The following is a 21,331-nucleotide window of genomic DNA, read 5'->3' as shown; positions in this document are numbered from 1 at the left end:
GGGATTTTAGAATGCTTGGCTGTGCCGCGCCGGCCACATCCCGGCGGCACGTCACCCGACAGGCCGGTTGGCCCGGCTTGTGATCCCCCCGTCCGTCCCCATTTCCGCTCTTCAACGCACGCCCTGCCCATGTACAAACTCGTCCTGATTCGCCATGGCGAATCCACCTGGAACCTGGAAAACCGCTTCACCGGCTGGACCGACGTGGACCTCACCGCCACCGGCCTGGAGCAGGCCAAGAACGCCGGCCGTCTGCTCAAGGCCGATGGTTACGACTTCGATCTGGCCTACACCAGCGTGCTCAAGCGCGCCACGCGCACCCTGTGGCACGCGCTGGACGAGATGGACCGCACCTGGTTGCCGGTGGTGCACAGCTGGCGCCTCAACGAGCGCCACTATGGTGCATTGCAGGGCCTGAACAAGGCCGACATGGCCAAAAAGTACGGCGACGAGCAGGTGCTGGTCTGGCGGCGCAGCTACGACACGCCACCGCCGGCCCTGGAGGCCACGGACCCGCGCAGCGAGCGCGGCGACCGGCGCTACGACCGCCTCAAGGCCGAAGAAATCCCGCTCACCGAGTGCCTCAAGGACACGGTGGCACGTGTCTTGCCCTTCTGGAACGAAGCCATGGCGCCGGCGATCAAGGCCGGCAAACGGGTGGTGGTGGCGGCGCATGGCAACAGCATCCGCGCCCTGGTGAAGTACCTCGACGGCATTTCCGACAACGACATCGTGGGCGTGAACATCCCGAACGGCATTCCACTGGTGTACGAACTCGACGCGGATCTGAAACCGATCCGGCATTTCTACCTGGGCGATGCCGAGGCGGCGGCGAAGGCCGCGGCGGCGGTGGCCGCGCAGGGCAAGGCCTGAAACCGGCGATCCGTCACGACAACCCGGGGAATACCACTGTGGAGCCCCGGGAACCGAAGCATCTCGCCATGCTCCAAGGTGTATATTGACCCGAGAGGGTCCCGCAGGCCCTGCACGGGCTTTTTTACTGGGGTATTTCGATGGCAAAACAGGTGAGTCACAAGCTGAAGATTGCAGGCTGGGTGGCCATTGGCGTGGTCGCCGGCGCGCTGACCACGGTGCAGTTGCAGGCGGTTGCGCGCGGTGCGCTGGCCCCGCTGCCGCTGGAAGAGCTGCAGCAGCTCGCCGCCGTCTTCGGCATGGTCAAGAGCGACTATGTGGAACCGGTGGACGAGAAGAAGCTCATCTCCGAAGCCATTTCGGGCATGGTCGCGAGTCTGGACCCGCATTCGCAGTACTTCGACAAGAAGTCGTTCAAGGAATTCCGCGAAGGCACCAGCGGGCGCTTCGTCGGCGTGGGCATTGAAATCACGATGGAGGACGGCCTGGTCAAGGTGGTCTCGCCCATCGAGGACTCCCCCGCCTTCCGCGCCGGCCTCAAGACCGGCGACCTGATCACCAAGATCGACGACACCCAGGTCAAGGGCCTGAGCATCAACGACGCCGTCAAGCTCATGCGCGGCGAGCCGCGCACCAAGGTGCTGCTCAACATCTACCGCAAGGACGAGAACCGCAGTTTCCCCGTGACGATCACGCGCGAGGAAATCAAGACGCAGAGCGTGAAGTCGCGCGTGGTCGAACCCGGCTACGCCTGGGTGCGCGTGTCGCAGTTCCAGGAGCGCACGATCGAGGACTTCGCCCGCAAGATGGAAGACATCTACAAGGCGGACCCCAACCTCAAGGGCATCGTGCTTGACCTGCGCAACGACCCGGGCGGCCTGCTCGACGCGGCCGTCGCCCTGTCCGCCGCCTTCCTGCCCGACAACGTGACCGTGGTCTCCACCAACGGCCAGCTCGAGGACAGCAAGTTCACCTACAAGGCCATTCCGCAGCACTACCTGCGCCGCGGCGGCACCGACCCCATCAAGCGCCTGACCGACAACACGCAGGGTGCGCTCAAGCGCGTGCCGCTGGTGGTGCTGGTCAACGAAGGCTCGGCTTCGGCCAGCGAGATCGTGGCCGGCGCCCTGCAGGACCACAAGCGCGCCACCATCCTGGGCAGCCAGACCTTCGGCAAGGGCTCGGTGCAGACGGTGCGTCCGCTGGGCCCCGACACGGGCCTCAAGCTCACCACGGCGCGCTACTACACGCCGTCGGGCAACTCCATCCAGGCCAAGGGCATCGTGCCCGACGTGATGGTCGATGAAACGCCCGAGGGCAACGTGTTCGCCGCGCTGCGCACGCGCGAAGCCGATCTGCAGAAGCACCTGAACAACGGCACCGAGGCCGTCAAGGGCGACCAGGGCATGACCGACGCCCAGCGCGCCGCCGAGCAGCAGCGCGACGAGGCCCGCGAAGCCGCGCGCAAGCGCCTGGAAGAGGAAGCCAAGAAGAACCCGAACCAGCGCCTCGTGCCCGAGTTCGGTACCGACAAGGACTTCCAGCTGACGCAGGCGCTCAACCAGCTCAAGGGCCAGCCGGTGCTGATCAGCAAGACGCTGTCGGTGCGCACCGAAGAGAAAAAAGAAAACTGATGGATGCCGCGGGCGGTGACCGCCTGCGGCAAGACCCTTGGACGACGCCCAGCTCCTGCGCTATTCGCGCCACATCCTGCTCAACGAACTCGGGGTCGAAGGCCAGGAAGCCCTGCTGGCTTCGCACGCGCTGGTGATCGGCGCGGGCGGCCTGGGCTCTCCGGTGGCGCTCTACCTGGGCAGTGCCGGTGTCGGTCACATCACGCTGGTGGACCACGACACGGTGGACGAGACCAACCTTCAGCGGCAGATCGCGCACAACCTCGCGCGTGTGGGCCACCTCAAGGCCGAATCGGCGCGCGAGGCGATCGCCGCCATCAACCCGGACGTGCGCGTCACCACTGTCACCCAGCGGGCCGATGCGGCGCTGCTGGACCAGCTGGTGTCGCAGGCCGACGTGGTGCTGGACTGCACCGACAACTTCGCCACCCGCCACGCCATCAACCGCGCCTGCGTGAACCACCGCAAGCCGCTGGTGTCGGGCGCGGCGATCCGCATGGACGGCCAGCTCAGCGTGTTCGATCCCCGCACCCCGGGCAACCCGTGTTACGCCTGCGTGTTCCCCGAGGACGCCGGTGTGGAGGAGGCCCTGTGCGCCACCATGGGCGTGTTCGCGCCACTGGTGGGCATCGTGGGCACCATGCAGGCGGCCGAGGCGCTCAAGCTGCTGACCGGCCTGGGCTCGCGCCTCACGGGCAAGCTGCTGATGATCGATGGGCGAGACCTGGCCTTCACGCCGATCTCGCTGCCGCAGAACCCGCAATGCGCGGTCTGCGGCCAGGCCCACTGAAGCCTTTCGTCAATCGGGCCGCGGGCAAGGCCCGTGGCGCTGGCGGAATTCGCGTGGCAACTCGGCCGAGGCATCGGCGAACAGACCCTTGCGGCCCTGCCTGGCACGCGCCTCTTCGGCCTGGAACGGCCCCAGGCTGCGGCGCCACCGGTAGGACCAGGCCTGGCCTTGCGCCACCATCCAGGCGGCGATGTCGTCGTCCTGGTGCGTGAGCCTGGCCAGCCCACGGCCGTAGTCGTCGTGATGGCGCACGCTGACCGCCACCACCTGGTTCAACACCCGCCGGGCCAGCGCATCGCGCGAGGCCGTGCCGCCGGCCTGGCAGATCTCGGGCGCGTCGATGCCATCGAGGCGCAGCTTGCGGTAACGGCCACCGTCCAGCGGCTTGACCCACAGCGTGTCGCCATCGAACACGCGGCTGACCCGGGCGGCGTACACCGTGGGTTCATCCGCCGCCGCGTGCAGCGTCCCGGCGCTCGCCAGCGCCAGGACCGCGCAGAAAAGCGCCCGCCTCAACCCTTCTTGCCGCCCAGCACCAGCAGCACCGCGCCGACCACGATGGCGCCGACACCGGCCCACACCGGCACGTTGACGGTTTCCTTCTGCTTCACCGACAGCTCCAACGGCCCCAGCTTCACGGCTTCCGTGTCCTTGGTGTAGCTGAAACTGCCATACACCAGGCCGAGCACACCGGCGACAATGAGCACGATACCGACCAGCTTGGCTGCGTTCATGGGGATTTCCTCGAAGGCTTGTGCTTCCGCCGGCCGACCCGAGTGTCGGCGGCGCAGCGCAAGCGCCCATGATGCACCAAGTGCGGGCCCGCAGAGCACGCCTTGGCTCAGTTGTGGAGGACTTCCCCGGCGATCAGGCCCGCGCCCAGCCCGCCCGCCGCGGCCCCTCCCCCGCCGCCCCCTCCACCACCTCCCGCGCCGCCACGCCCCCCCGCACCGCCGCCACCGCCGCCACCGCCTTCACCGTCCCCCCGCCCGCGCGGCGCGGCGCGCCCCGGCCCCGAGGTCGGCAACAGCAGGGTGATCGGAATGGGTTCGAGCCCCAACTGGCGGCGCAGGTCGGACCGCAGGGCTTCCACCAGGGGCTGGAAGTCCGGCGATTCGCCGCGCTTGAGCGCGGTGGCGCAGGCCGCGGCCAATTCGACCTGAGGCAGCGAGCCGAACAGCACGATCTCGGCCAGCGTTTCCTCCATCTGCGTCGCGTGCTCGACCGTGGCCGGCGAGAACGACCCCGCCAGCGCGCGGTACGCCGCCACCAGCGATTTCAGGCGCTCGGTTTCCTGGCGGTTCTCGCGCTGGCGCCGCTGCTGCACCCGCTGCATCACGAGCACGCGGATCACCAGCAGCACGATGGCGACGCCCAGCGAGGCCAGCAGGGTGAGTGGCAGGGCTCCCATGTCGGTCAGGTTCACGGTGCGGCCTCGGGCGCGGCCAGGGCTTGCTGCAGGCGCGCGCGCAGGGCCTCGTACTCGGGTCGGTGGCGGGCCTTGAGGCGCCGCAGGCCGGCCTCGACCATGTCCACCTGGGCCGCCGCGTCCTCGGCCTTGATGCGCTCGATCTCGGCCTGGATCTTCTGCAGCCGCTGGCGCGCCTCGCGGCCGGCCCGGGTGCGCGGCGGCGTCTGCGCGGCCATGTCGAGCAGCAGTTCGGTGATCAGCCCGAGCTGGCGCCCATAGGTCGCCACCTCGAAGGCCTTGCGCTCGATCACCGGATCGCCCGACGCGGTGTCGATGCCGTCAAAGAACCACTGGGTGCGGGGTTCGATACGCTGCGCCACATCGCCGCTGAAGGGCAGTTGCAGCTGCGGCGCCCACAGAAAGAGCCAAGGGTACATGGGAGTCCTCCTGAAACACGGAGGACAGCTTACCCGCTCGGGCGCTCCCTGGGGGCGGGCGCGTCAGCGCAGGCCTTTCCACCAGCGCTGGTTCTGGCGCGGGCGGCCCAGCGTCAACACCTCGCCGATCTCCGGCGTGGCCAGGGGCAGGCCTTCCCGCTCGGCGATGTCGGCCACGCGGTCCATGGGGTCGTGCCAGGTGTGGAAACCCAGGTTGAAGGTGCTGTTGTGCACCAGGTACAGCTGCTTCGCCCGCAGGTCCTTGAAGGCCTGCACGGTCTCCTCGGGCGACATGTGGGCGGACGGCCAGTAGCTGTCGTAGGCCCCGTTTTCCAGCAGGGCGATGTCGATGGGGCCCAGGCGCTCGGCAATCGCCTTGAAACCCGCGAAATAACCCGAGTCGCCGCTGAAGAAGATGCGCTCGTCGCCACTCTGGATGAACCACGAGGCCCACAGCGTGCTGTTGCGGTCCCACAGCGTGCGCCCCGAGAAGTGGTGGGCCGGCGTGGCGGTGAGCTGCACCCCCGCGTGGCGGGTGCCCTGCCACCAGTCGAACTCCTGCACGCGCTGGGGGTCCACGCCCATGCCCTGCAGGCGCTCGCGCACGCCCAGGGGCACGAAGTAGCGCTGCACGCGCTCGCGCAGCGCCTCGATGGTGGCTTGATCCAGGTGGTCGTAGTGGTCGTGCGAGAGGATCAAGCCATCGATGGGCGGCAACTCGTCCAGCGACAGCGGCGGCGCGTGGAAGCGCTTCGGGCCGAGCCACTGTACCGGAGACGCGCGTTCGCTGAACACCGGATCGATCAGCCAGTAGCGGCCCTGCAGCTTGAGCAGGTGCGACGAATGGCCCAGGCGCACGATGTGGTTGGCCGCCGGGTCCAGCGCGTCGAGCGTGGCCCGGTCCAGACGGCGAACCGGGATCGGGTCCAGCGGGACGGCGCCCACCGGGGTCTCGAACAGGAAGCGGCTCCAGATTTTCCAGCTGCCTTCGGTGGGGCGGTTGCTCGGGTCGGGCGGATTGCGGAACCGCCCGTCGTCGCCCCGCTGGGTCGAGGCCGGTGGGCGCTCGGCCTCACCGGCGCGAACGGCGGCGCAACCCGCGAACAGGCCGACAGAGGTCAGGATCAGGGAGCAGGAAACGGCCAGGTGCGACAGCAGGTGCATGAAGGGCTTCGGATGGATGAAACCCGTGCATGGTGCCTGCGCGGCGGGCCGGCGTCGAGGCCCGGCCGCGGATGTCCTCAACCCTCGCCGGGATCGCCGGATGCCATCAGCGCCGTGTAGCGGCGCTGCATCTCGTCCGTGGTCACGTCTTCGATGTGGTGGCCGATCAGCCAGCGGTGGCCGAAGGGGTCGCGCACGACGCCGGAGCGTTCGCCGTAGAACGCGTCTTGCGCCTCGCGCTCGAGCGTGGCCCCGGCCTTCAGGGCCTGCTCGATCATGCGGTCGGCGTTGTCCACGTGCAGGTGGATGGACACCGGGGTGGCGCCGATCGCCGAGGCCGAGCGGATGCCGTATTCCGGGTACTCGTCGCTGAGCATGACGGTCATCGGGCCAAAGGCCATCTCGGCGTGGCCGACGCGGCCGCTGGGCTCGGTGAGGCGGAATTTCTCGGTGGCGCCGAAGGCGTTGCGGTAGAACGCGATGGCGGCCTTCGCGTCGGACACGCAAAGGTAGGCGAACACTTCTTCGATCTTCATGGTTTCACCTCGGTGGACAGGAATGGACAGGGTTCGCATCTTCCCCAGGCACCGCGCGGGCGTATAGAAAAAAATTGACCTCAGCCACCGCCCATCGGCAGGTGGTGGATGTCGGTCCCCATGCGCTGACGGTACGCCAGCGGCGTGACACCGCTGAAGGCCAGGAACTCGCGGTTGAAATGCGACTGGTCGCTGTAGCCCAGGTCCGCCGCCAGCGCCGCCAGGGACAGCGCGGGGTCCGAGCGCAGGACCGGCAGCACGCGCTGGAAACGCAGCACGCGCAGGTAGGTCTTGGGCCCCAGGCCCACGCCCTGGCGGAACAGCTGCAGGAAGCGGCGGTGGCTGAAACCGCTGTCCTGCACGGCGGCCGCCACCGACACCCCACCCCGGAACTGCGCCAGCGCGCCGGCCACCGCGGGATGCAGGCCCTGCACGCGCGGCAGGCGCGCCGCGAGCGCGGCCTCGAACAGGGTCAATCGGTCCTGCGGCGAGCGCAGCGCCAGCAACCGCTCGCGCAGCCGATGCGCCTCAGCGCCCCACAGCGCGTCCAGCGGGGTGTGGCGTTCGGCCAGCTCGTCGGCGGTCACGCCACCGAACAGGCATTCGGCCGCACCGGGCCGCAGCACCGCGCCCACGGAGCAGGACGGCGCGAGCAACTCCCGCAGGTAGAACCGGGAGCGCATGCCGCCCACCAGCGACGGGGCCACCGTCTGCGCGCGGTCGCCGCTGCCGGCATCGGCGATGCGCAGCGGGTGGTCGGACAGCCGGATGACGAGGTGCATCGCCCCGCTGGGCAAGGCGTGCTCGCGCCACGGCGTGGCGCAGCGCGCCTCGCCCGGGTCCTCGCTCGCCCACAGCTGCGCCACGAAAGGGCGCAGGGCGGGCGAAGGCAGGCGTTGCAGCGACATGGTGAACGGCGGTTGTACCCCATCGCCCCCGCGCGCTCAAGGCGCCGGCCGTCAGGCGGCGGCGGTCGGGCTCAGCAGCGCGTCCAGGCGGCGCAGACCGGCCACGGTCTGCAGACAGGCCTGCGCGGCCTCGGTGCCCTTGACGGCGAAGTGCCGCAGGAAGTACTTGCGGTGCTCGGCGTGTTCGTGGAAGTGGTGCGGCGTGAGCACGGCCGAGATCATCGGCACGCCGGTGTCGAGCTGCACGTCCATGAGCGCCTGCACCACCGTCTGCGAGACGAAGTCGTGGCGGTAGATGCCCCCATCGACCACCAGCGCGCTGCCGACGACGGCGGCGTAGCGGCCGGAGCGGGCCAGGCGCTGGGCATGCAGCGGGATCTCGAAGGCGCCGGGCACGTCGAACACGTCGATGGCGTCGGCGCCGAAGCCGCCTTGCGCCATTTCGGCGAAGAAGGCATCGCGCGCCTGGTGCACGATGTCGGCGTGCCAGGACGCCTCGACGAACGCGAAGCGCAGGCCGGCGGGCAGGTGGAGGTGGTGGGAAGACTCGGTCTGATTCATGGTGTCCTCGGAAAAAGGAGGGGCCAACAAATCAGGGCGCACAAGCGCACGCGCCACCGGCGCGCGGGCGCGCACGGGGGTGCCTGGCTCGCGCTCTCTTTCATCCGGACTGTCAAGCGGGTCGGTCAGACCCGCTTCTTACCGTCGGTCCCGGGATCTCACCGGGTCTGCTGACCCCACGCGCCGGACGAACCGGCGCCTGGGCGCTCGCGGCACTCGTGCGGTCGTGTCGCCACGCCGCCATCACCGCCGGTGGGGAGTTTCACCCCGCCCTGAGAACGCTTGTGTCCGGCACGCGGCCGGACCCGACGAATTCTAGGCAGTGCCGAAATCCCGCGCTGTCGCACGGGTACCAACCCGTCAGGCCGTGACGATCCAGCCTTCGAGCGGGTCGAACACCGGCAGGCCCCAGCGTGGCAGGCCGGCGCGGTGCTGCTGCTCGGCCCAGGCCGCCTGCAGCAGGCAGAGCACGGCGTCCAGCCGGTCGCCGCTGGCGTCGTCGGCCAGCGCGTCGCGCTGGGCGTGCGTGAGCCGCAGGCGCAGGCCCACGGCCTGCAGCAGCGGGGCCTGGCCGTTCTCCAGCGCGTTGATCAGCGTCTTGCGCGCGATCAGGCGCTCGGGCGTCTGCTTGGCCTTGTCGTCGCTCTTGTACGAGACCGTGCCCAGCACGCTGCGCGCGAGCAGGCCCGGGTAGGCCTCCAGCCCCACGCGGCTGCCGTCGCCCTCGAACAAGCCCGGCAGCGTGACGCCGGCGGCGATCAGGCGCGGCACGCCGGCGTGCAGCATGAAGGCCACCGGCGGGTTGACCCATTTCATGCTCGGGCTGGAGCCGGCCGGCCCGTCGGTGGCGCGGTGCGCGAACTTGCCGCCCACCGGCCGCGCATCGCAGAAGGCGGCGAAGGCCTCGCGGATCGCCTGTCGGCTCAGGCCCTCGTAGTGCGCCATGCAGGCCGCCCAGTCGGTCGGCCAGCCCAGGGTGGTGACCAGTTCGCGCGGCAGGCCGAACGGCAGGTCGAAACCGCCTACCCACCGGCCCGATGCCCCCAGGCGCTGGCTCCAGGCGTCGAGCGTCTCGAAGTGCTCCACGCCCTCGAGCACCACGCGGCCCCGGTCGGCGCGTCCCACGGCCAGCGTGATGGGTTTGCGCCGGCTCGGTGCGCTGCTGAAGTCGCAGCCCAGCAGCTGGAAGGCCGCCGTGTCGCTCACACTGCCCATTTCAACCCAGGGCCAGCGCGGTCACGCCGGCGGCGATGCACAGGGCGCCGAGGATGCGCGCCGCGCGGTCGCCCTCGCCCAGCAGGTGGCCACCGATCAGCGCCGCGAACAGCATGGACACCTCGCGCGCGGGCGCCACATGCGACAGCGGCGCCTCGCGCATGGCGTAGAGCACCAGCACATAGGCGATGGGGCTGACCACGGCCACCAGCAGCGCGTAGCGCCACTGCACGCGCCACAGCTGCCGCGCGGTGGGCAGGTCGCGCAGCACGGCGGGGGCGAGCAGGCCCAGGCGCACGAAGTTGCCCATGTAGTCGATCAGGATGGGCGACATCAGCAGCATCTTGACCGCGTAGCCGTCCACCACCGTGTAGGCCGCGATGAACACGCCCGTGAGCACGCCGTAGACCATGCCCTTGTGCACGCGGCGGCGCGCCACCGGATCGTGCGCGGCGCGCAGCAGGCCCGGGCCGCCGGCGATCAGGAACACACCGCCCACCACCCCCGCGATGCCCAGGGCGCCCAGCGCCGAAATGCGCTCGCCCAGAAACACGATGGCCACCAGCGAAGACAGCAGCGGCCCCGAGCCGCGCGCCATCGGGTAGACCACGGTGAGATCCGCCTTGCGGTAGCCGCGCAACAGGATCACGTAGTAGAAGACGTGCAGCACGCCGCTGGCGACCACGAAACCCCATTCGGTCGCGCCCCAGCGCGGCACCTCCTCGCGGCCCAGCCACCAGCCCAGCGGCGCCCAGACCAGCATCATGAGGAAGGCGTTGAAGAAGGCGAAGCGCGCGTCGCCCGCGGCCTTCTTGGCGACGATGTTCCAGCCGGCGTGGATCAGGCCGGCCAGCACGATGAGACAGAACGCGTTCAGCGACATGCAGTGGAGAAATCAAACTCAAGGGGCGCCGAGGGTCCGGCTCCGCCGGCCCAAGGTGCCGTCCCCCCTCGAAGCGCCGAAGGCGCGCCACGGAGGGGGGAAGCCGCGCAGCGGCGCAGGGGGGAGATCCTCAAGCTCTGCCGATGATGCTGGCTGTGGCCATCAACTCTTCGAGAAGAGCCAGCGACACCCGACCCGAGACGGCGTAGGGGTCGAACTCAGGGCGTTCGGAGTACTTCAGCACGATGGAGGTGTTGAGCTTGGAGAGGTTGACCTGGCCCATGGTCCAGCCACCGAAGCGGCGCTCGGTGATCTCTTCGTAGTGCAGCAGCACCACCTCGGTGTGGCGCGGGTCGGCCACGATGTGGCTGTAGAGGCCGTTCACCGCGTTGCGGCCGCCCTCGATGGCCTGCAGGAACACGCCGCCGCCGTAGCAGAGCACACCGGTGATGCCGTTGCCCAGGTTGTGCGAGCGCGACGACTCCAGGATGGATTCGATGGCTTTGGCGCAGTCCTTGTCGACAGCGCGGCTGACGTAGAGCAGGCGTACCAGCATGATGGGCCTCAGGATTGACGGGGGATGAGGGCGAGGAATTCGCGGCGCAGGTTGGGGTCCTTGAGGAACACGCCGCGCATGACCGAGTTGATCATCTTGCTGTTCATGTCCTTCACGCCGCGCCAGGCCATGCAGTAGTGGCTGGCTTCCATCACCAGCGCCAGGCCGTCGGGCTGGGTCTTTTCCTGGATCAGGTCGGCCAGCTGCACCACGGCCTCTTCCTGGATCTGCGGGCGGCCCATGATCCACTCGGCCAGGCGCGCGTACTTGGACAGGCCGATCACGTTGGTGTGCTCGTTGGGCATCACGCCGATCCAGATCTTGCCGATGACCGGGCAAAAGTGGTGGCTGCAGGCGCTGCGCACGGTGATCGGGCCGACGATCATCAGCTCGTTGAGGTGCTCGGCGTTGGGGAACTCGGTGATGCTCGGGGCCTTCACGTAACGGCCGTTGAACACCTCCTTGAGGTACATCTTGGCCACGCGACGCGCGGTGTCGCCGGTGTTGTGGTCGTTCTCGGTGTCGATGACCATGGCATCGAGCACGCCCTGCATCTTCTCGGTCACTTCGTCGAGCAGCTTCTCCAGCTCGCCGGGCTGGATGAACTCGGCGATGTTGTCGTTGGAGTGGAAACGCTGGCGCGCGGCCTTCACGCGCTCGCGGATCTTGACGGAAACGGGCACGCCGTGGTCGTCGTCAGGGGGGGCTGCGGGGGTCATGTCGGATGCGGTTTTCGTCAGCATTGGGGCATGCTAACACCGGACCTCCCGGGGGTACCCGGCCTGGGGGCATTGGGCGCCGGGCCTCAGCCGGCCTTGCTGGCCAGCAGTTGCTCGAGGTCCTGCAGGGTGTTGGCCTCATGCAGCGGCTTGTCGTCGCGGATGCGCTGCATGCGCGGAAAGCGCAGCGCCACGCCGCTCTTGTGGCGCGAACTGCGTGCGATGCCCTCGAACGCCAGCTCGAACACCAGCGTGGGCCGCACGCTGCGCACCGGGCCGAACTTCTCCAGCGTGTTCTGGCGGATCACCGCATCGACCGCTTTGAACTCCTCGTCGGTCAGGCCTGAATAGGCCTTGGTGAAGGCCACCAGCTGCAGGCCCTCGGGGTCGGCCGGGCGGCGCTGCGCGATCGCCTCGACCACCGCCTGCGCCTCGGCGGCGTCCACCGGGGGACGGTTCCACACCGCGAAGGTGTAGTCGGTGTAGACCGAGGCGCGGCGGCCGTGGCCGGCCTGGGCGTAGATCAGCACGCCATCGATCGTCAGCGGATCGATCTTCCATTTCCACCACGCCAGCAGACCCGGGCCGTCGCCGCGTTTCTGCCGGCCGGTGCCGTAGGCGCTGTCGCGGTGCTTGAGCATCAGGCCCTCCACGTCGAGCGTCCGCGCCTGCGCGCGCCAGCGGGCCAGCGTGGCCCAGTCCCCGCCCGGGACCCGGGGCGAGAGCCACAGGCGCGGGCCCGGCGTGGCGTTGAGCGTGGCGGCCAGGGCTTCCAGGCGCAGGCGGCGTTCGTGCTGCGGCACCTGGCGCAGGTCATCGTGGCCGGCCTCGAGCAGGTCGTAGGCCATGAAGCCGACCGGCGCCTCGGCCAGCACCTTGGGGCCCAGGGTCTTGCGGCCGATGCGCTGCTGCAGCAGGGCGAAGGGTGCGGGGCCGCCCGGTCTCTCGCTGCCGGGCAGCCGGGGCGTGACCGGGTCGCCGTCGTCCCAGACCAGGATTTCGCCGTCCAGAACGGTGCCGTCCGGCCAGCGCTGCGCGAGCGCCTGCAGCTCGGGGAAGCGCTCGCTCATCAACTCCTCTCCGCGCGACCAGACCCACACCTGCCCCGCGCGCTTGACGATCTGGCCCCGGATGCCGTCGAACTTCCACTCGGCGAGCCAGTCGCTCGCGGGGCCCAGGCGGGCCTCCATGGTCTGGGCCGTGCCCGCGCTCGCGATCTCCATGGCCAGGAGATCGCCGTCCGCCTCCGCGCTCAACGGACTGGCCAGGAAGAACGGATAGGGCTGGCTCGGGTCGCGGCCGCCCTGTGCCTCGCCTGCCGGCTCGGCCGGCGCCACCAGCGCGCGGTACAGCGCGGGCGTGGGCGAGCGTTTGCTGTCGGTGAAGCCCATCATGCGCGCGGCCACCAGCTTGGCGTCCAGCCCGGCGTGCGCGGCGATCGCGCGCTGCACCAGCAGCTTGCTCACGCCGACACGAAAGCCTCCGCCCACCAGCTTGACGAGCAGGAAACGCCCCGCGGCGTCGAGCTCGCGCCACCAGGCGCCCAGGGCCATGGCCACGGCCTCGTCCCCTTGCCCGCGCAGGGGCAGCAGCCGCTCTTCCATCCACTCGCTCAACCGGGTCTGCATGCCTTCGGCCTGTGGCGGCAGGGGCAACACCAGCGCGATGGTCTCGGCCAGATCGCCCACCGCCTGGTAGCTGGCCTCGAACAACCACTCCGGCAGGCCCGAGGCGGCGATCGCCTGCGCGCGCAATTGCGCCGTCTTGATGAGCTGGCGCGGCTTCCCGCCGGCCAGGAAGTACACCGCCCAGGCCGCGTCGGCGTCGTCCACCTCGGCCAGGTAACGGCGCAACGCGGCGACCTTGGCGTTGGTCGCGGTGGTCGCGTCCAACTCGTTGAACAGGGCCGCGAAGCGTTTCATGCGCCGGTGGCCTCGGTCTCGTCGCCGTACTCGGTGTCGAAGCTCTCGGCCTGCAGGCCCTGCTCCTGCAGGTAACGCACCAGCACCGGCACGCTGCCGTGCGTGACGATGACCCGCTCGGCCCCGCTGGCGCCGATGGCGCTGAGCAGGCCGGGCCAGTCGGCATGGTCGCTGAGCACGAAGCCGCGGTCCAGGCCACCGCGCCGCCGCCAGCCGCGCACCTGCATCCAGCCACTGGCGAAGGCGTCGGAGAAATCGCCGAAGCGCTTGATCCAGGGCGTGCCCAGGGCGGAGCCCGGGCACAGCACCAGCGCGCGGCGGAAGGTGGCGGGGTCGCTCACGTCGCTCACCTGCAGCGTCTCGGGCAGCGCAACGCCGGCAGCGCGGTAGGCGCGGTTCAGCGGTTCGACCGCGCCATGGCACACGATGGGACCAATGGACGCGTCCACCCCGGCGAGGATGCGCTGCGCCTTGCCCAGGCTGTAGCAGGAGAGCACGCTGGCGCGGCCGGTCTCGGCGTTGTCCTGCCACCAGCGGTTGATCTCGCCGAACAGCTCGGCATCGGAGCGCCAGCGGTAGATCGGCAGGCCGAAGGTGGACTCGGTGATGAAGACGTCGCAGCGCACCGGTTCGAAGGGCGCGCAGGTGCGGTCGGGCACGGCGCCGGCCGGCGTGGTGCGGTAGTCGCCGCTGGCCACCCACACGCGCCCTTGGTGCTCCACCCTCACTTGCGCCGAGCCCAGCACGTGGCCGGCCGGGTGCAATGAGATGCGCACGCCGTGGTGCTCCACCGTCTCGCCGTAGGCAAGCCCTTGAAGGTGGATGTCAGCCCCCAGCCGCGCGCGCAGCAGGCCTTCGGACACCGCCGTGGCCAGGTAGTGCGCGTGGCCGGTGCGCGCGTGGTCGGCATGGGCGTGGGTGATGACGGCGCGCTCCACGCGGCGCCAGGGATCGATGTAGAAGTCGCCGGGCGGGCAATACAGCCCTTCGGGGCGCTGGAGGATCAGGTCGTCGGGCATGTGGCTGGCTCTAGTAGCGGTGGCCCGTCACGAACAACGTGATCCGCATGACAGCGAAGGCGACGCGGTCGAGCTGCCGCTGCACCCAGGGGCGCCGATTCAGGGCACCCGTGTCGAGCAACTGGCCGGTGTGCTGCACCAGACCATCGAGGTAGCTGTGCAGCAGGCCGGAGAAGCGGCGGTCGTTGGTCATCACGTTGGCCTCGCGCGCCAGCAGCATGGACAGCGGATCGAGGTTGGTGGAACCCACGGTGGACCAGCGCCGGTCCACCACCGCCACCTTGGCGTGCAGCGCGCTGGGCGCGTACTCGTGGATCTCGATGCCCGCGTCCACCAGCCGCTGGTACACCGGGCGCGCCGCGCGGTACTGCAGGAAGTGTTCGTAGCGCCCCTGCAGCAGCAGGCGCACGCGCACGCCGCGCGCGGCGGCCATCGTGAGCGCGCGGCGCAGCTTGCGCCCGGGAATGAAGTAGGCGTTGGCGATCACCACCTCCTGGCGCGCCTCGCCGATGGCTTTGAGGTAGGCGCGCTCGATGTCGTGCCGGTGGGTCACGTTGTCGCGCAGCAGCAGCGTGGCGCGCGCGCCGTCCACCCCCAGCGGCGACGGCGCGGATTCGCCGTAAGGGCCTTCCACCCTGGCGTCCTCCTGGGCCTCGGCCAGGGCTTCGATCTTCTGCAGCAGGCGGGAGAAATCGCCCACCGGGCGCGAGGCCCGCAGCGCGTCCCACGCGGCCTTGAACTCGCGCTGGCGCACGCGCCGCGCGGCCAGGGTGCGCCACCAGAGCTGTTCCATGGTGTCGACCATGTCCTCCACCAGCGGGCCGGCCACGCGCAGCGCGAAGTCCAGCCGGGGCGCGGTCAGGCGGCCGAGCGCCACGTCGTCCTGATCGTCGATGATGTTGATGCCGCCGCAGAAACCCACCACGCCGTCGACCACGCAGAGCTTGCGGTGCAGGCGGCGCCAGTTGCGCGGCACCAGCAGGCCGAGCCGGCCCAGCGGGGCGTAGATGCGCATCACCACGCCGGCCTCGGCGAAACGGCGCTGCCACTCCTGGGGCACCATGGGCGTGCCTACGCCGTCGATGAGCAGGCGCACCACCACGCCGCGCCGCGCCGCGCGCTCCAGCGCCTCGGCCACGCCCAGGGCCGAGCCGGCGAACTCGAAGATGTAGGTCTCCAGGTGCACCACCATGCGCGCCGCGTCCATCGCTTCGATCAGGGCGGGGAAGAACTCCACGCCGCCCTGCAGCAACAGCAGCTGGTGGCCCCTTCGCATGGGCGCGTGCCGCGCGCTCGCGGAACGAAGGGGTGCCGCGCTCACAGTTCGAGCTCGGCGATCAGGGGCAGGTGGTCCGACATGCGCGACCACACCCGGCCGTGCGGCACGTGGGCCGAGACCGGCCGCAGGCCGCGCGCGAAGATGCGGTCCAGGTGCAGCAGCGGCAGGCGCGACGGGTATGTGGCCAGGCGGATGCCCTCGAAGGTGCGCAGATCCAGGGCCGCCATGGGCCGCAGCAGCTGCGCGCCCCAGTCGTTGAAGTCGCCCGCCACCACCAGCGGCGCGCTCGGCGGCACGGCGGTGGCGATGTACTCGCCCAGGCGCTGCACCTGGCGCTCGCGGCTGGCGTGGATCAGCCCCAGGTGCACCACCACCACGTGCACATCGACGCCCTCGACCAGCAGCTGCACGTGCAGCAGGCCGCGCTGCTCGAAACGGTGGTCCGACACGTCGGAGTGTTTGGTGTCGATCACCGGCCAGCGCGAGAGCAGCGCATTGCCGTGTTCGCCGTGGCGCGTGATCGCGTTGGTCCGGTAGACCGATTCGTAGCCTTCGGGGGAGAGGTAACCCGCCTGATCGAGCTCGGGCCAGCGGGTGAAGTGTTTTTCGAGCTTGCGGTTGTGGCGCCGCACCTCCTGCAGGCACACGATGTCGGCGTCGAACTGTTCCACCGCGTGGGCGATGTTGTGGATCTCCAGCCGGCGCCCTGGCCCGAGGCCTTGCACACCCTTGTGGATGTTGTAGGTCGCGATCCTGACGATGCTCATGGGCAAATCATGCCACCAAGGCGGGGCAGCCAGGCGATCGCTTCGGCGTTGGATGGCGAGAAGCAGCGTTCGGCAGCCTGCGCCCAGGGCAGCCACACCTGGTTGCGGTGTTCGCGTGGGCTCAGCCGCACCGGCACCGCGCGGGGAATGCACAGGCCGAACAGGTGCTCGGTGTTGTGCGTGACGCCCGGCGCGTAGCGGTGCCGCCACTGCGGGTAGATCTCGTACACGTTTTCCAGCCCCCAGTCGCTCAGCACGTGGCCGGGCGCATGGGCATCAAGGCCGGTCTCTTCCTGCACTTCGCGCGCCGCCGTGGCCTCGAAGCCCTCGGCCTCGGTGTCCTTGGAGCCGGTGACCGATTGCCAGAAACCGGGCGCATCGGCGCGCTCGATCAGCAACACCTCCAGCGCCGGGGTGTGAATCACCACCAGCACCGATTGCGGAATCTTCACGGGACGAACAGGTGGGTTCAGCGCCGTGGGGACGGCGGTTTCGCGCCGATCCCGCGAAGGCCCTGCACGAACTTCCAGGCCGACCACAGCCGCATGCCGAAGCTGGCCGCACGGCGCGGGCGCCACACGGCCAGCAGCAGGCTGCCGGCGGTGGCGATCAAGGGGTTGCCGCGCAACCACAGCAGGGCGTCCTGCAGGCGGTCCACCCAGGTCAGCGCGGGCTGCACCGCCTGCAACTCGGTGGTGATCTGCCGACGAAGCTGCTGCGAGCGCAGCACCAGCCGCTCCCGCCGCATCGCCAGCACGACCGCACGCGGGTTCAAGCGTCCTCCTTGGCGGCGCGCAGACCCTCACGGTCCTGCCTGAGTTCCTCGACGCTGGCCGAGAACAGGTAGGTGCCGGAGCGCACGCGCTCCCGCGCCAGCCAGGCGGCCACGCCGCCGGTGACGAGGAACAGCCCGGTGAAGATGCCCAGCGCCAACAGGCGGTGGGTGTCCCAAAGGGCCACGGTGATCAGCAGCGCCAGCAGCACCACGCCCAGGCTGAGGAAGGCCACGGCCACGGCGCCATAGACCAGCAGCGCGCCGACGCGCAGCACCTCTTCCTGGGCTTCGATGCTGAACAGCTCCAGCCGGATCTGCACCAGTTCCAGGACCGTGGAGGCCAGTCCCCGGAGAGACGACGAAAAACGCTGCGGCGTGGCCATGGCGCGGGCGGCCCCGATCAGCGGCGGCTGATGAGCAGGCCGACCAGCAGGCCCACACCGGCGGCGGCGCCGATCGCGGACCAGGGGTTTTCGTGCACGTAGTCGTCGGTGGCGCGGGCCATCTCCAACGTCTTTTCCTTGATGGCCTCCTCGGCATCCGCCAACTTGTGGCGGGCGTCGCGCAGGTTCTCGTTGATGCGGTCGCGCAGTTCCACCACCTTGCCTTCGGTCTGGTGGGCCGTGGCCTGCATCAGTTCTTCGGCGTCGGTGATCACGCGCTGGAGGTCGGCCACGAGCTTGTCCTTGCCATCGAGGGCGGTCGTACGAATCTTGGGCATGAGGGACTCCTTTTCAAAAGGCCATGTTACCCCGAAGGAATGGCGATGTTTGAAGGCAGATCGCTGCAATCAGCGCATTGATACAAGAAAAAGGGGCGCACTCGGCGCCCCTTTCGGAGGTGTCCTACAGACAGGCTCGTCAGGCGGATTTCGCCAGGTCCACGTTGCGCAGACGGATGTGCAGCTCGCGCAGTTGCTTCTCGTCCACCGGGCTGGGGGCCTGGGTCAGCAGGCACTGGGCGCGCTGGGTCTTGGGGAAGGCGATCACGTCGCGGATGGACTCGGCACCGGTCATGAGCGTGACGATGCGGTCCAGGCCGAAGGCCAAGCCGCCGTGGGGCGGCGCGCCGTACTGCAGCGCGTCCAGCAGGAAGCCGAACTTGAGCTGGGCTTCCTCGGGCGTGATCTTGAGCGCGTCGAACACCTTCTGCTGCACGGCCGCGGTGTGGATGCGGACGGAACCGCCGCCGATCTCCCAGCCGTTGAGCACCATGTCGTAGCCCTTGGCGATGCACTTCTCGGGCGCGGTCACCATCCAGTCCTCGTGGCCGTCCTTCGGCGCGGTGAAGGGGTGGTGCACCGCGGTCCAGCGATCGGCTTCCTCGTCGTGTTCGAACATCGGGAAGTCCACCACCCACATGGGCGCCCAGCGGTCTTCGAACAGGCCATTCTTCTTGCCCAGTTCGCTGTGACCGATCTTCAGGCGCAGCGCGCCGATGGCGTCGTTGACCACCTTGGCCTTGTCGGCGCCGAAGAAGATGATGTCGCCGTTCTGCGCGCCGGTGCGCGAGAGGATGTCGGCCACGGCCTTGTCGTGCAGGTTCTTCACGATCGGGCTCTGCAGGCCATCGCGGCCCTGGGCGGCGTCGTTGACCTTGATCCAGGCCAGGCCCTTGGCGCCGTAGATCTTCACGAACTCGGTGTAGGCGTCGATCTCGCTGCGGCTCATGTCGGCGCCGCCGCGCACGCACAGGGCGACGACGCGACCACCCTTCATGGTGGCGGGTGCCGAGAAGACCTTGAAGTCCACGTCGCCCATCACGTCGGTGAGTTCGGTGAACTCCAGCTTCACGCGCAGGTCGGGCTTGTCGGAGCCGAAGCGATGCATGGCTTCGCTGTAGGCCATGATGGGGAACTCGCCCAGGTCCACGCCCAGCGTGTTCTGGAACACCGTCTTGATCATGCCCTGGAACATGTCACGGATGTCTTCCTCGGTCAGGAACGAGGTTTCGATATCGATCTGGGTGAACTCGGGCTGGCGGTCGGCACGCAGGTCTTCGTCGCGGAAGCACTTGGTGATCTGGTAGTAGCGGTCGAAGCCGGCCACCATCAGCAGCTGCTTGAACAGCTGGGGCGATTGCGGCAACGCGAAGAAGTGGCCGTCGTGCACGCGGCTGGGCACGAGATAGTCGCGCGCGCCTTCGGGCGTGCTCTTGGTCAGCATCGGGGTTTCGATGTCGATGAAGCCGTTGGCGTCGAGGAACTTGCGCACTTCCATGGCCACGCGGTAGCGCAGCATCAGGTTGTTCTGCATGTAGGGGCGGCGCAGGTCGAGCACGCGGTGCGTGAGGCGCGTGGTCTCCGACAGGTTCTCGTCGTCGAGCTGGAACGGCGGCGTCACCGAGGCGTTGAGCACCTTCAGTTCGTGGCACAGCACCTCGATCTGGCCGCTCTTGAGCTTGTCGTTGGTGGTGCCCGCGGGGCGCGCGCGCACCACGCCGGTGACCTGCACGCAGAACTCGTTGCGCACGTCCTCGGCGGTCTTGAACATCTCGGCGCGATCGGGGTCGCAGACCACCTGCACATAGCCTTCGCGGTCGCGCAGGTCGATGAAGATCACGCCACCGTGGTCGCGGCGGCGGTTGACCCAGCCGCACAGCTGAACGGTTTGGCCCAGTTGGGCTTCGGTCACCAGACCGCAATAGTGGGTACGCATCGCCATTTCGACTCTTCTTTCAACAGGTTCGCGGACAGGCCCGCGGGAGAACATTCAGGAGGCTTCGGTGATGGCGCCATCGGCGGCCACCTTGAAGTGCGGGTTCTTCGGCCCGCCGGGCACGATCACGCCCATGGAGACGACGTAGGTGAGCGCTTCGTCCACGCTCATCTGCAGCTCCACGCAGGCGCTCTTGCGCACCATCACGAAGTAGCCACCCGTGGGGTTGGGCGTGGTGGGCACGTACACGCTGAAGAACTCATCGTGCTCGGCGCCGCCGGGCATGGATTGGAGGTGGGTCAGGACGTCGCCCGCGGGGGAGCCGGTGAGAAACGCGATGGTCCACATGCCTTCGTGCGGCCATTGCACCAGCATGGCCTTGCGAAAGGCGTTGCCCTTCTCGGAGAACAGCGTGTCGGAGACCTGCTTGACGCCCGAATAGATCGAGCGCACCACCGGGATGCGGTGCAGCATGGCGTGCCACCAGCTCACCAGCTTGTTGCCGATGATGTTGGACGCCAGCGCGCCGATGGACAGCACGACGACCAGGGCGAACAGCACGCCCAGGCCCGGGATGTGCACCCCCAGCAGCTGATCGGGCTGCCAGCTCGTGGGCAGGATGCGCAAGGTCTGGTCGAGCGTGCTCACCACCCACTCCAGCACCCAGAGGGTGATGATCAGGGGCACCAGGACCAGCAGGCCCGAGAGCAGCCATTTGCGCAAGGAAGGCATCAGGACAGGCTCAGGTGGAGGACGCGGGCGGGCTGGCGGGCGCCGTTGCCGGCGCGGGCGCGGCGGCCGGCGCCGGGGCGGCGGAGGCATCGGCCTTGGCCGGTGCGGGGGCCGCGGCGTCGCCGGCCGTGGCGGGCGCGGTCGTGGTGGCGGGCTTGTTGCCTTCGCGGAAGTCGGTCACGTACCAACCCGAGCCCTTGAGCTGGAAACCGGCCGCCGTCAGCTGCTTCTTGAAGCTGGCCTGGCCGCAGGCCGGGCAGACAGTGAGCGGATCGTCGGAGATTTTCTGCAGCACGTCCTTGGCATGGCCGCAGGACTCGCACTTGTAGGCATAGATAGGCATGGCGTGGACCGGAATGAGGGCTGGAGCGCCTCGGGGAATCGGACCCCGGAGGGCGCCGGACGTTCCCGTGCGGGACGTGGAACAAAACCCGTCATTATAAATTGAGGGTGTGTCCCGCGTGCGCCGGGCGTCGGCGCCCGTTGGCCCCCA

26 protein-coding genes and 1 riboswitch are annotated in these 21,331 nt (G+C 69.2%); of the genes, 3 read left to right on the top strand and 23 right to left on the bottom strand.

Going from position 1 to position 21,331, the window contains the following annotated elements; genetic code table 11:
* Nucleotides 1–129: 129 nt before the first annotated feature.
* The 3 genes from gpmA to AC1Q9M_RS06850 all read left to right on the top strand — a co-directional run bounded on the left by gpmA (nucleotide 130) and on the right by AC1Q9M_RS06850 (nucleotide 3,297).
* Nucleotides 130–873 (top strand): 2,3-diphosphoglycerate-dependent phosphoglycerate mutase, encoded by a 744-nt coding sequence (gene gpmA, locus AC1Q9M_RS06860; protein ID WP_492433018.1) that lies wholly within the window; start codon nucleotides 130–132, stop codon nucleotides 871–873.
* A gap of 152 nt (nucleotides 874–1,025) precedes the next feature.
* Nucleotides 1,026–2,507 (top strand): S41 family peptidase, encoded by a 1,482-nt coding sequence (locus tag AC1Q9M_RS06855; RefSeq protein WP_382161201.1) that lies wholly within the window; start codon nucleotides 1,026–1,028, stop codon nucleotides 2,505–2,507.
* Nucleotides 2,508–2,544: 37 nt separating this feature from the next.
* Nucleotides 2,545–3,297: a HesA/MoeB/ThiF family protein gene (locus tag AC1Q9M_RS06850; RefSeq protein WP_444688415.1), complete on the top strand. Its 753-nt coding sequence runs from the start codon at nucleotides 2,545–2,547 to the stop codon at nucleotides 3,295–3,297.
* A gap of 9 nt (nucleotides 3,298–3,306) precedes the next feature.
* Here AC1Q9M_RS06850 and AC1Q9M_RS06845 read toward each other — a convergent pair whose 3' ends face one another.
* The 23 genes from AC1Q9M_RS06845 to AC1Q9M_RS06735 form a co-directional block, all read right to left on the bottom strand.
* Entirely contained in the window at nucleotides 3,307–3,813 is a 507-nt protein-coding gene (locus AC1Q9M_RS06845; protein ID WP_382323402.1) for a thermonuclease family protein, read from the bottom strand.
* Complete coding sequence (locus AC1Q9M_RS06840) at nucleotides 3,810–4,031, bottom strand: hypothetical protein (protein ID WP_291114983.1); 222 nt, start codon at nucleotides 4,029–4,031, stop codon at nucleotides 3,810–3,812. The genes AC1Q9M_RS06845 and AC1Q9M_RS06840 overlap by 4 nt, the downstream gene beginning before the upstream one ends.
* A gap of 107 nt (nucleotides 4,032–4,138) precedes the next feature.
* Nucleotides 4,139–4,723 carry a preprotein translocase subunit YajC gene (locus tag AC1Q9M_RS06835; protein ID WP_382323401.1) on the bottom strand — a complete coding sequence of 195 codons (585 nt, stop codon included), beginning with the start codon at nucleotides 4,721–4,723 and terminating at the stop codon, nucleotides 4,139–4,141.
* Entirely contained in the window at nucleotides 4,720–5,145 is a 426-nt protein-coding gene (locus tag AC1Q9M_RS06830; RefSeq protein ID WP_382323400.1) for a hypothetical protein, read from the bottom strand. The genes AC1Q9M_RS06835 and AC1Q9M_RS06830 overlap by 4 nt, the downstream gene beginning before the upstream one ends.
* A 63-nt stretch (nucleotides 5,146–5,208) precedes the next feature.
* Complete coding sequence (locus tag AC1Q9M_RS06825; protein ID WP_382327293.1) at nucleotides 5,209–6,309, bottom strand: MBL fold metallo-hydrolase; 1,101 nt, start codon at nucleotides 6,307–6,309, stop codon at nucleotides 5,209–5,211.
* 77 nt (nucleotides 6,310–6,386) lie between these two features.
* On the bottom strand, nucleotides 6,387–6,845 hold the full coding sequence (locus AC1Q9M_RS06820) for a VOC family protein (RefSeq protein ID WP_382323398.1): 459 nt from the start codon (nucleotides 6,843–6,845) through the stop codon (nucleotides 6,387–6,389).
* Between the two features lie 80 nt (nucleotides 6,846–6,925).
* The gene (locus tag AC1Q9M_RS06815; RefSeq protein ID WP_492433014.1) at nucleotides 6,926–7,753 is read right to left on the bottom strand and encodes a helix-turn-helix domain-containing protein; all 828 of its coding nucleotides are present in this window, start codon (nucleotides 7,751–7,753) and stop codon (nucleotides 6,926–6,928) included.
* A 51-nt stretch (nucleotides 7,754–7,804) separates the two neighbouring features.
* Nucleotides 7,805–8,314, bottom strand: a complete 510-nt coding sequence (locus tag AC1Q9M_RS06810) for a 6,7-dimethyl-8-ribityllumazine synthase (RefSeq protein ID WP_382323396.1) — start codon at nucleotides 8,312–8,314, stop codon at nucleotides 7,805–7,807.
* 88 nt (nucleotides 8,315–8,402) lie between these two features.
* A riboswitch (FMN riboswitch) is annotated at nucleotides 8,403–8,598 on the bottom strand.
* Nucleotides 8,599–8,674: 76 nt separating this feature from the next.
* Nucleotides 8,675–9,529, bottom strand: coding sequence for a DUF429 domain-containing protein (locus AC1Q9M_RS06805; RefSeq protein ID WP_492433012.1), 855 nt, complete (start codon nucleotides 9,527–9,529; stop codon nucleotides 8,675–8,677).
* Between the two features lies 1 nt (nucleotide 9,530).
* On the bottom strand, nucleotides 9,531–10,412 hold the full coding sequence (locus tag AC1Q9M_RS06800) for an EamA family transporter (RefSeq protein ID WP_444688419.1): 882 nt from the start codon (nucleotides 10,410–10,412) through the stop codon (nucleotides 9,531–9,533).
* 130 nt (nucleotides 10,413–10,542) lie between these two features.
* Entirely contained in the window at nucleotides 10,543–10,968 is a 426-nt protein-coding gene (locus tag AC1Q9M_RS06795) for a BLUF domain-containing protein (RefSeq protein ID WP_382161236.1), read from the bottom strand.
* Nucleotides 10,969–10,976: 8 nt separating this feature from the next.
* Entirely contained in the window at nucleotides 10,977–11,711 is a 735-nt protein-coding gene (gene folE / locus AC1Q9M_RS06790) for a GTP cyclohydrolase I (RefSeq protein WP_444688420.1), read from the bottom strand.
* A 62-nt stretch (nucleotides 11,712–11,773) separates the two neighbouring features.
* Nucleotides 11,774–13,609: an ATP-dependent DNA ligase gene (locus AC1Q9M_RS06785; RefSeq protein ID WP_492433009.1), complete on the bottom strand. Its 1,836-nt coding sequence runs from the start codon at nucleotides 13,607–13,609 to the stop codon at nucleotides 11,774–11,776.
* Complete coding sequence (locus tag AC1Q9M_RS06780) at nucleotides 13,606–14,628, bottom strand: ligase-associated DNA damage response exonuclease (RefSeq protein ID WP_492433007.1); 1,023 nt, start codon at nucleotides 14,626–14,628, stop codon at nucleotides 13,606–13,608. The genes AC1Q9M_RS06785 and AC1Q9M_RS06780 overlap by 4 nt, the downstream gene beginning before the upstream one ends.
* Before the next feature lie 10 nt (nucleotides 14,629–14,638).
* Nucleotides 14,639–15,904, bottom strand: a complete 1,266-nt coding sequence (clsB, locus tag AC1Q9M_RS06775; RefSeq protein WP_444688422.1) for a cardiolipin synthase ClsB — start codon at nucleotides 15,902–15,904, stop codon at nucleotides 14,639–14,641.
* A 41-nt stretch (nucleotides 15,905–15,945) separates the two neighbouring features.
* Complete coding sequence (locus AC1Q9M_RS06770; protein WP_291114956.1) at nucleotides 15,946–16,674, bottom strand: endonuclease/exonuclease/phosphatase family protein; 729 nt, start codon at nucleotides 16,672–16,674, stop codon at nucleotides 15,946–15,948.
* Complete coding sequence (gene nudB / locus AC1Q9M_RS06765; RefSeq protein ID WP_444688423.1) at nucleotides 16,671–17,126, bottom strand: dihydroneopterin triphosphate diphosphatase; 456 nt, start codon at nucleotides 17,124–17,126, stop codon at nucleotides 16,671–16,673. Before nudB ends, AC1Q9M_RS06770 begins: the two co-directional genes overlap by 4 nt.
* Before the next feature lie 17 nt (nucleotides 17,127–17,143).
* A complete protein-coding gene (locus AC1Q9M_RS06760; RefSeq protein WP_492433004.1) occupies nucleotides 17,144–17,449 on the bottom strand; it encodes a YqjK family protein in 306 nt (101 codons plus the stop codon).
* On the bottom strand, nucleotides 17,446–17,832 hold the full coding sequence (locus AC1Q9M_RS06755; protein WP_382161255.1) for a phage holin family protein: 387 nt from the start codon (nucleotides 17,830–17,832) through the stop codon (nucleotides 17,446–17,448). The genes AC1Q9M_RS06760 and AC1Q9M_RS06755 overlap by 4 nt, the downstream gene beginning before the upstream one ends.
* Before the next feature lie 17 nt (nucleotides 17,833–17,849).
* Entirely contained in the window at nucleotides 17,850–18,170 is a 321-nt protein-coding gene (locus AC1Q9M_RS06750) for an ElaB/YgaM/YqjD family protein (RefSeq protein WP_382323387.1), read from the bottom strand.
* A 139-nt stretch (nucleotides 18,171–18,309) separates the two neighbouring features.
* Nucleotides 18,310–20,112 (bottom strand): aspartate--tRNA ligase, encoded by a 1,803-nt coding sequence (aspS, locus tag AC1Q9M_RS06745; RefSeq protein WP_382161261.1) that lies wholly within the window; start codon nucleotides 20,110–20,112, stop codon nucleotides 18,310–18,312.
* 48 nt (nucleotides 20,113–20,160) lie between these two features.
* Entirely contained in the window at nucleotides 20,161–20,838 is a 678-nt protein-coding gene (locus AC1Q9M_RS06740; RefSeq protein ID WP_382161264.1) for a DUF502 domain-containing protein, read from the bottom strand.
* Nucleotides 20,839–20,848: 10 nt separating this feature from the next.
* Nucleotides 20,849–21,181, bottom strand: a complete 333-nt coding sequence (locus tag AC1Q9M_RS06735) for an FmdB family zinc ribbon protein (RefSeq protein ID WP_382161267.1) — start codon at nucleotides 21,179–21,181, stop codon at nucleotides 20,849–20,851.
* Between the last annotated feature and the right edge of the window lie 150 nt (nucleotides 21,182–21,331).

Source organism: Hydrogenophaga sp. GW823-FHT04C09 (genome assembly GCF_058796355.1).
Note: the sequence above shows the minus strand (reverse complement) of the source record. Positions and strands in the feature narration are given on the sequence as shown.

What these genes read in the sequence shown, in the direction of transcription:
- AC1Q9M_RS06800 (WP_444688419.1), bottom strand. Translation starts at nt 10,412, where the DNA reads ATGTCGCTGAACGCGTTCTGTCTCATCGTGCTGGCCGGCCTGATCCAC.
- AC1Q9M_RS06740 (WP_382161264.1), bottom strand. Translation starts at nt 20,838, where the DNA reads ATGCCTTCCTTGCGCAAATGGCTGCTCTCGGGCCTGCTGGTCCTGGTG.
- AC1Q9M_RS06820 (WP_382323398.1), bottom strand. Translation starts at nt 6,845, where the DNA reads ATGAAGATCGAAGAAGTGTTCGCCTACCTTTGCGTGTCCGACGCGAAG.
- AC1Q9M_RS06755 (WP_382161255.1), bottom strand. Translation starts at nt 17,832, where the DNA reads ATGGCCACGCCGCAGCGTTTTTCGTCGTCTCTCCGGGGACTGGCCTCC.
- AC1Q9M_RS06815 (WP_492433014.1), bottom strand. Translation starts at nt 7,753, where the DNA reads ATGTCGCTGCAACGCCTGCCTTCGCCCGCCCTGCGCCCTTTCGTGGCG.
- folE (WP_444688420.1), bottom strand. Translation starts at nt 11,711, where the DNA reads ATGCTGACGAAAACCGCATCCGACATGACCCCCGCAGCCCCCCCTGAC.
- AC1Q9M_RS06825 (WP_382327293.1), bottom strand. Translation starts at nt 6,309, where the DNA reads ATGCACCTGCTGTCGCACCTGGCCGTTTCCTGCTCCCTGATCCTGACC.
- clsB (WP_444688422.1), bottom strand. Translation starts at nt 15,904, where the DNA reads ATGCGAAGGGGCCACCAGCTGCTGTTGCTGCAGGGCGGCGTGGAGTTC.
- AC1Q9M_RS06750 (WP_382323387.1), bottom strand. Translation starts at nt 18,170, where the DNA reads ATGCCCAAGATTCGTACGACCGCCCTCGATGGCAAGGACAAGCTCGTG.
- gpmA (WP_492433018.1), top strand. Translation starts at nt 130, where the DNA reads ATGTACAAACTCGTCCTGATTCGCCATGGCGAATCCACCTGGAACCTG.
- AC1Q9M_RS06735 (WP_382161267.1), bottom strand. Translation starts at nt 21,181, where the DNA reads ATGCCTATCTATGCCTACAAGTGCGAGTCCTGCGGCCATGCCAAGGAC.
- AC1Q9M_RS06785 (WP_492433009.1), bottom strand. Translation starts at nt 13,609, where the DNA reads ATGAAACGCTTCGCGGCCCTGTTCAACGAGTTGGACGCGACCACCGCG.
- AC1Q9M_RS06780 (WP_492433007.1), bottom strand. Translation starts at nt 14,628, where the DNA reads ATGCCCGACGACCTGATCCTCCAGCGCCCCGAAGGGCTGTATTGCCCG.
- AC1Q9M_RS06830 (WP_382323400.1), bottom strand. Translation starts at nt 5,145, where the DNA reads ATGTACCCTTGGCTCTTTCTGTGGGCGCCGCAGCTGCAACTGCCCTTC.
- AC1Q9M_RS06810 (WP_382323396.1), bottom strand. Translation starts at nt 8,314, where the DNA reads ATGAATCAGACCGAGTCTTCCCACCACCTCCACCTGCCCGCCGGCCTG.
- AC1Q9M_RS06795 (WP_382161236.1), bottom strand. Translation starts at nt 10,968, where the DNA reads ATGCTGGTACGCCTGCTCTACGTCAGCCGCGCTGTCGACAAGGACTGC.
- AC1Q9M_RS06805 (WP_492433012.1), bottom strand. Translation starts at nt 9,529, where the DNA reads ATGGGCAGTGTGAGCGACACGGCGGCCTTCCAGCTGCTGGGCTGCGAC.
- AC1Q9M_RS06770 (WP_291114956.1), bottom strand. Translation starts at nt 16,674, where the DNA reads ATGAGCATCGTCAGGATCGCGACCTACAACATCCACAAGGGTGTGCAA.
- AC1Q9M_RS06840 (WP_291114983.1), bottom strand. Translation starts at nt 4,031, where the DNA reads ATGAACGCAGCCAAGCTGGTCGGTATCGTGCTCATTGTCGCCGGTGTG.
- aspS (WP_382161261.1), bottom strand. Translation starts at nt 20,112, where the DNA reads ATGGCGATGCGTACCCACTATTGCGGTCTGGTGACCGAAGCCCAACTG.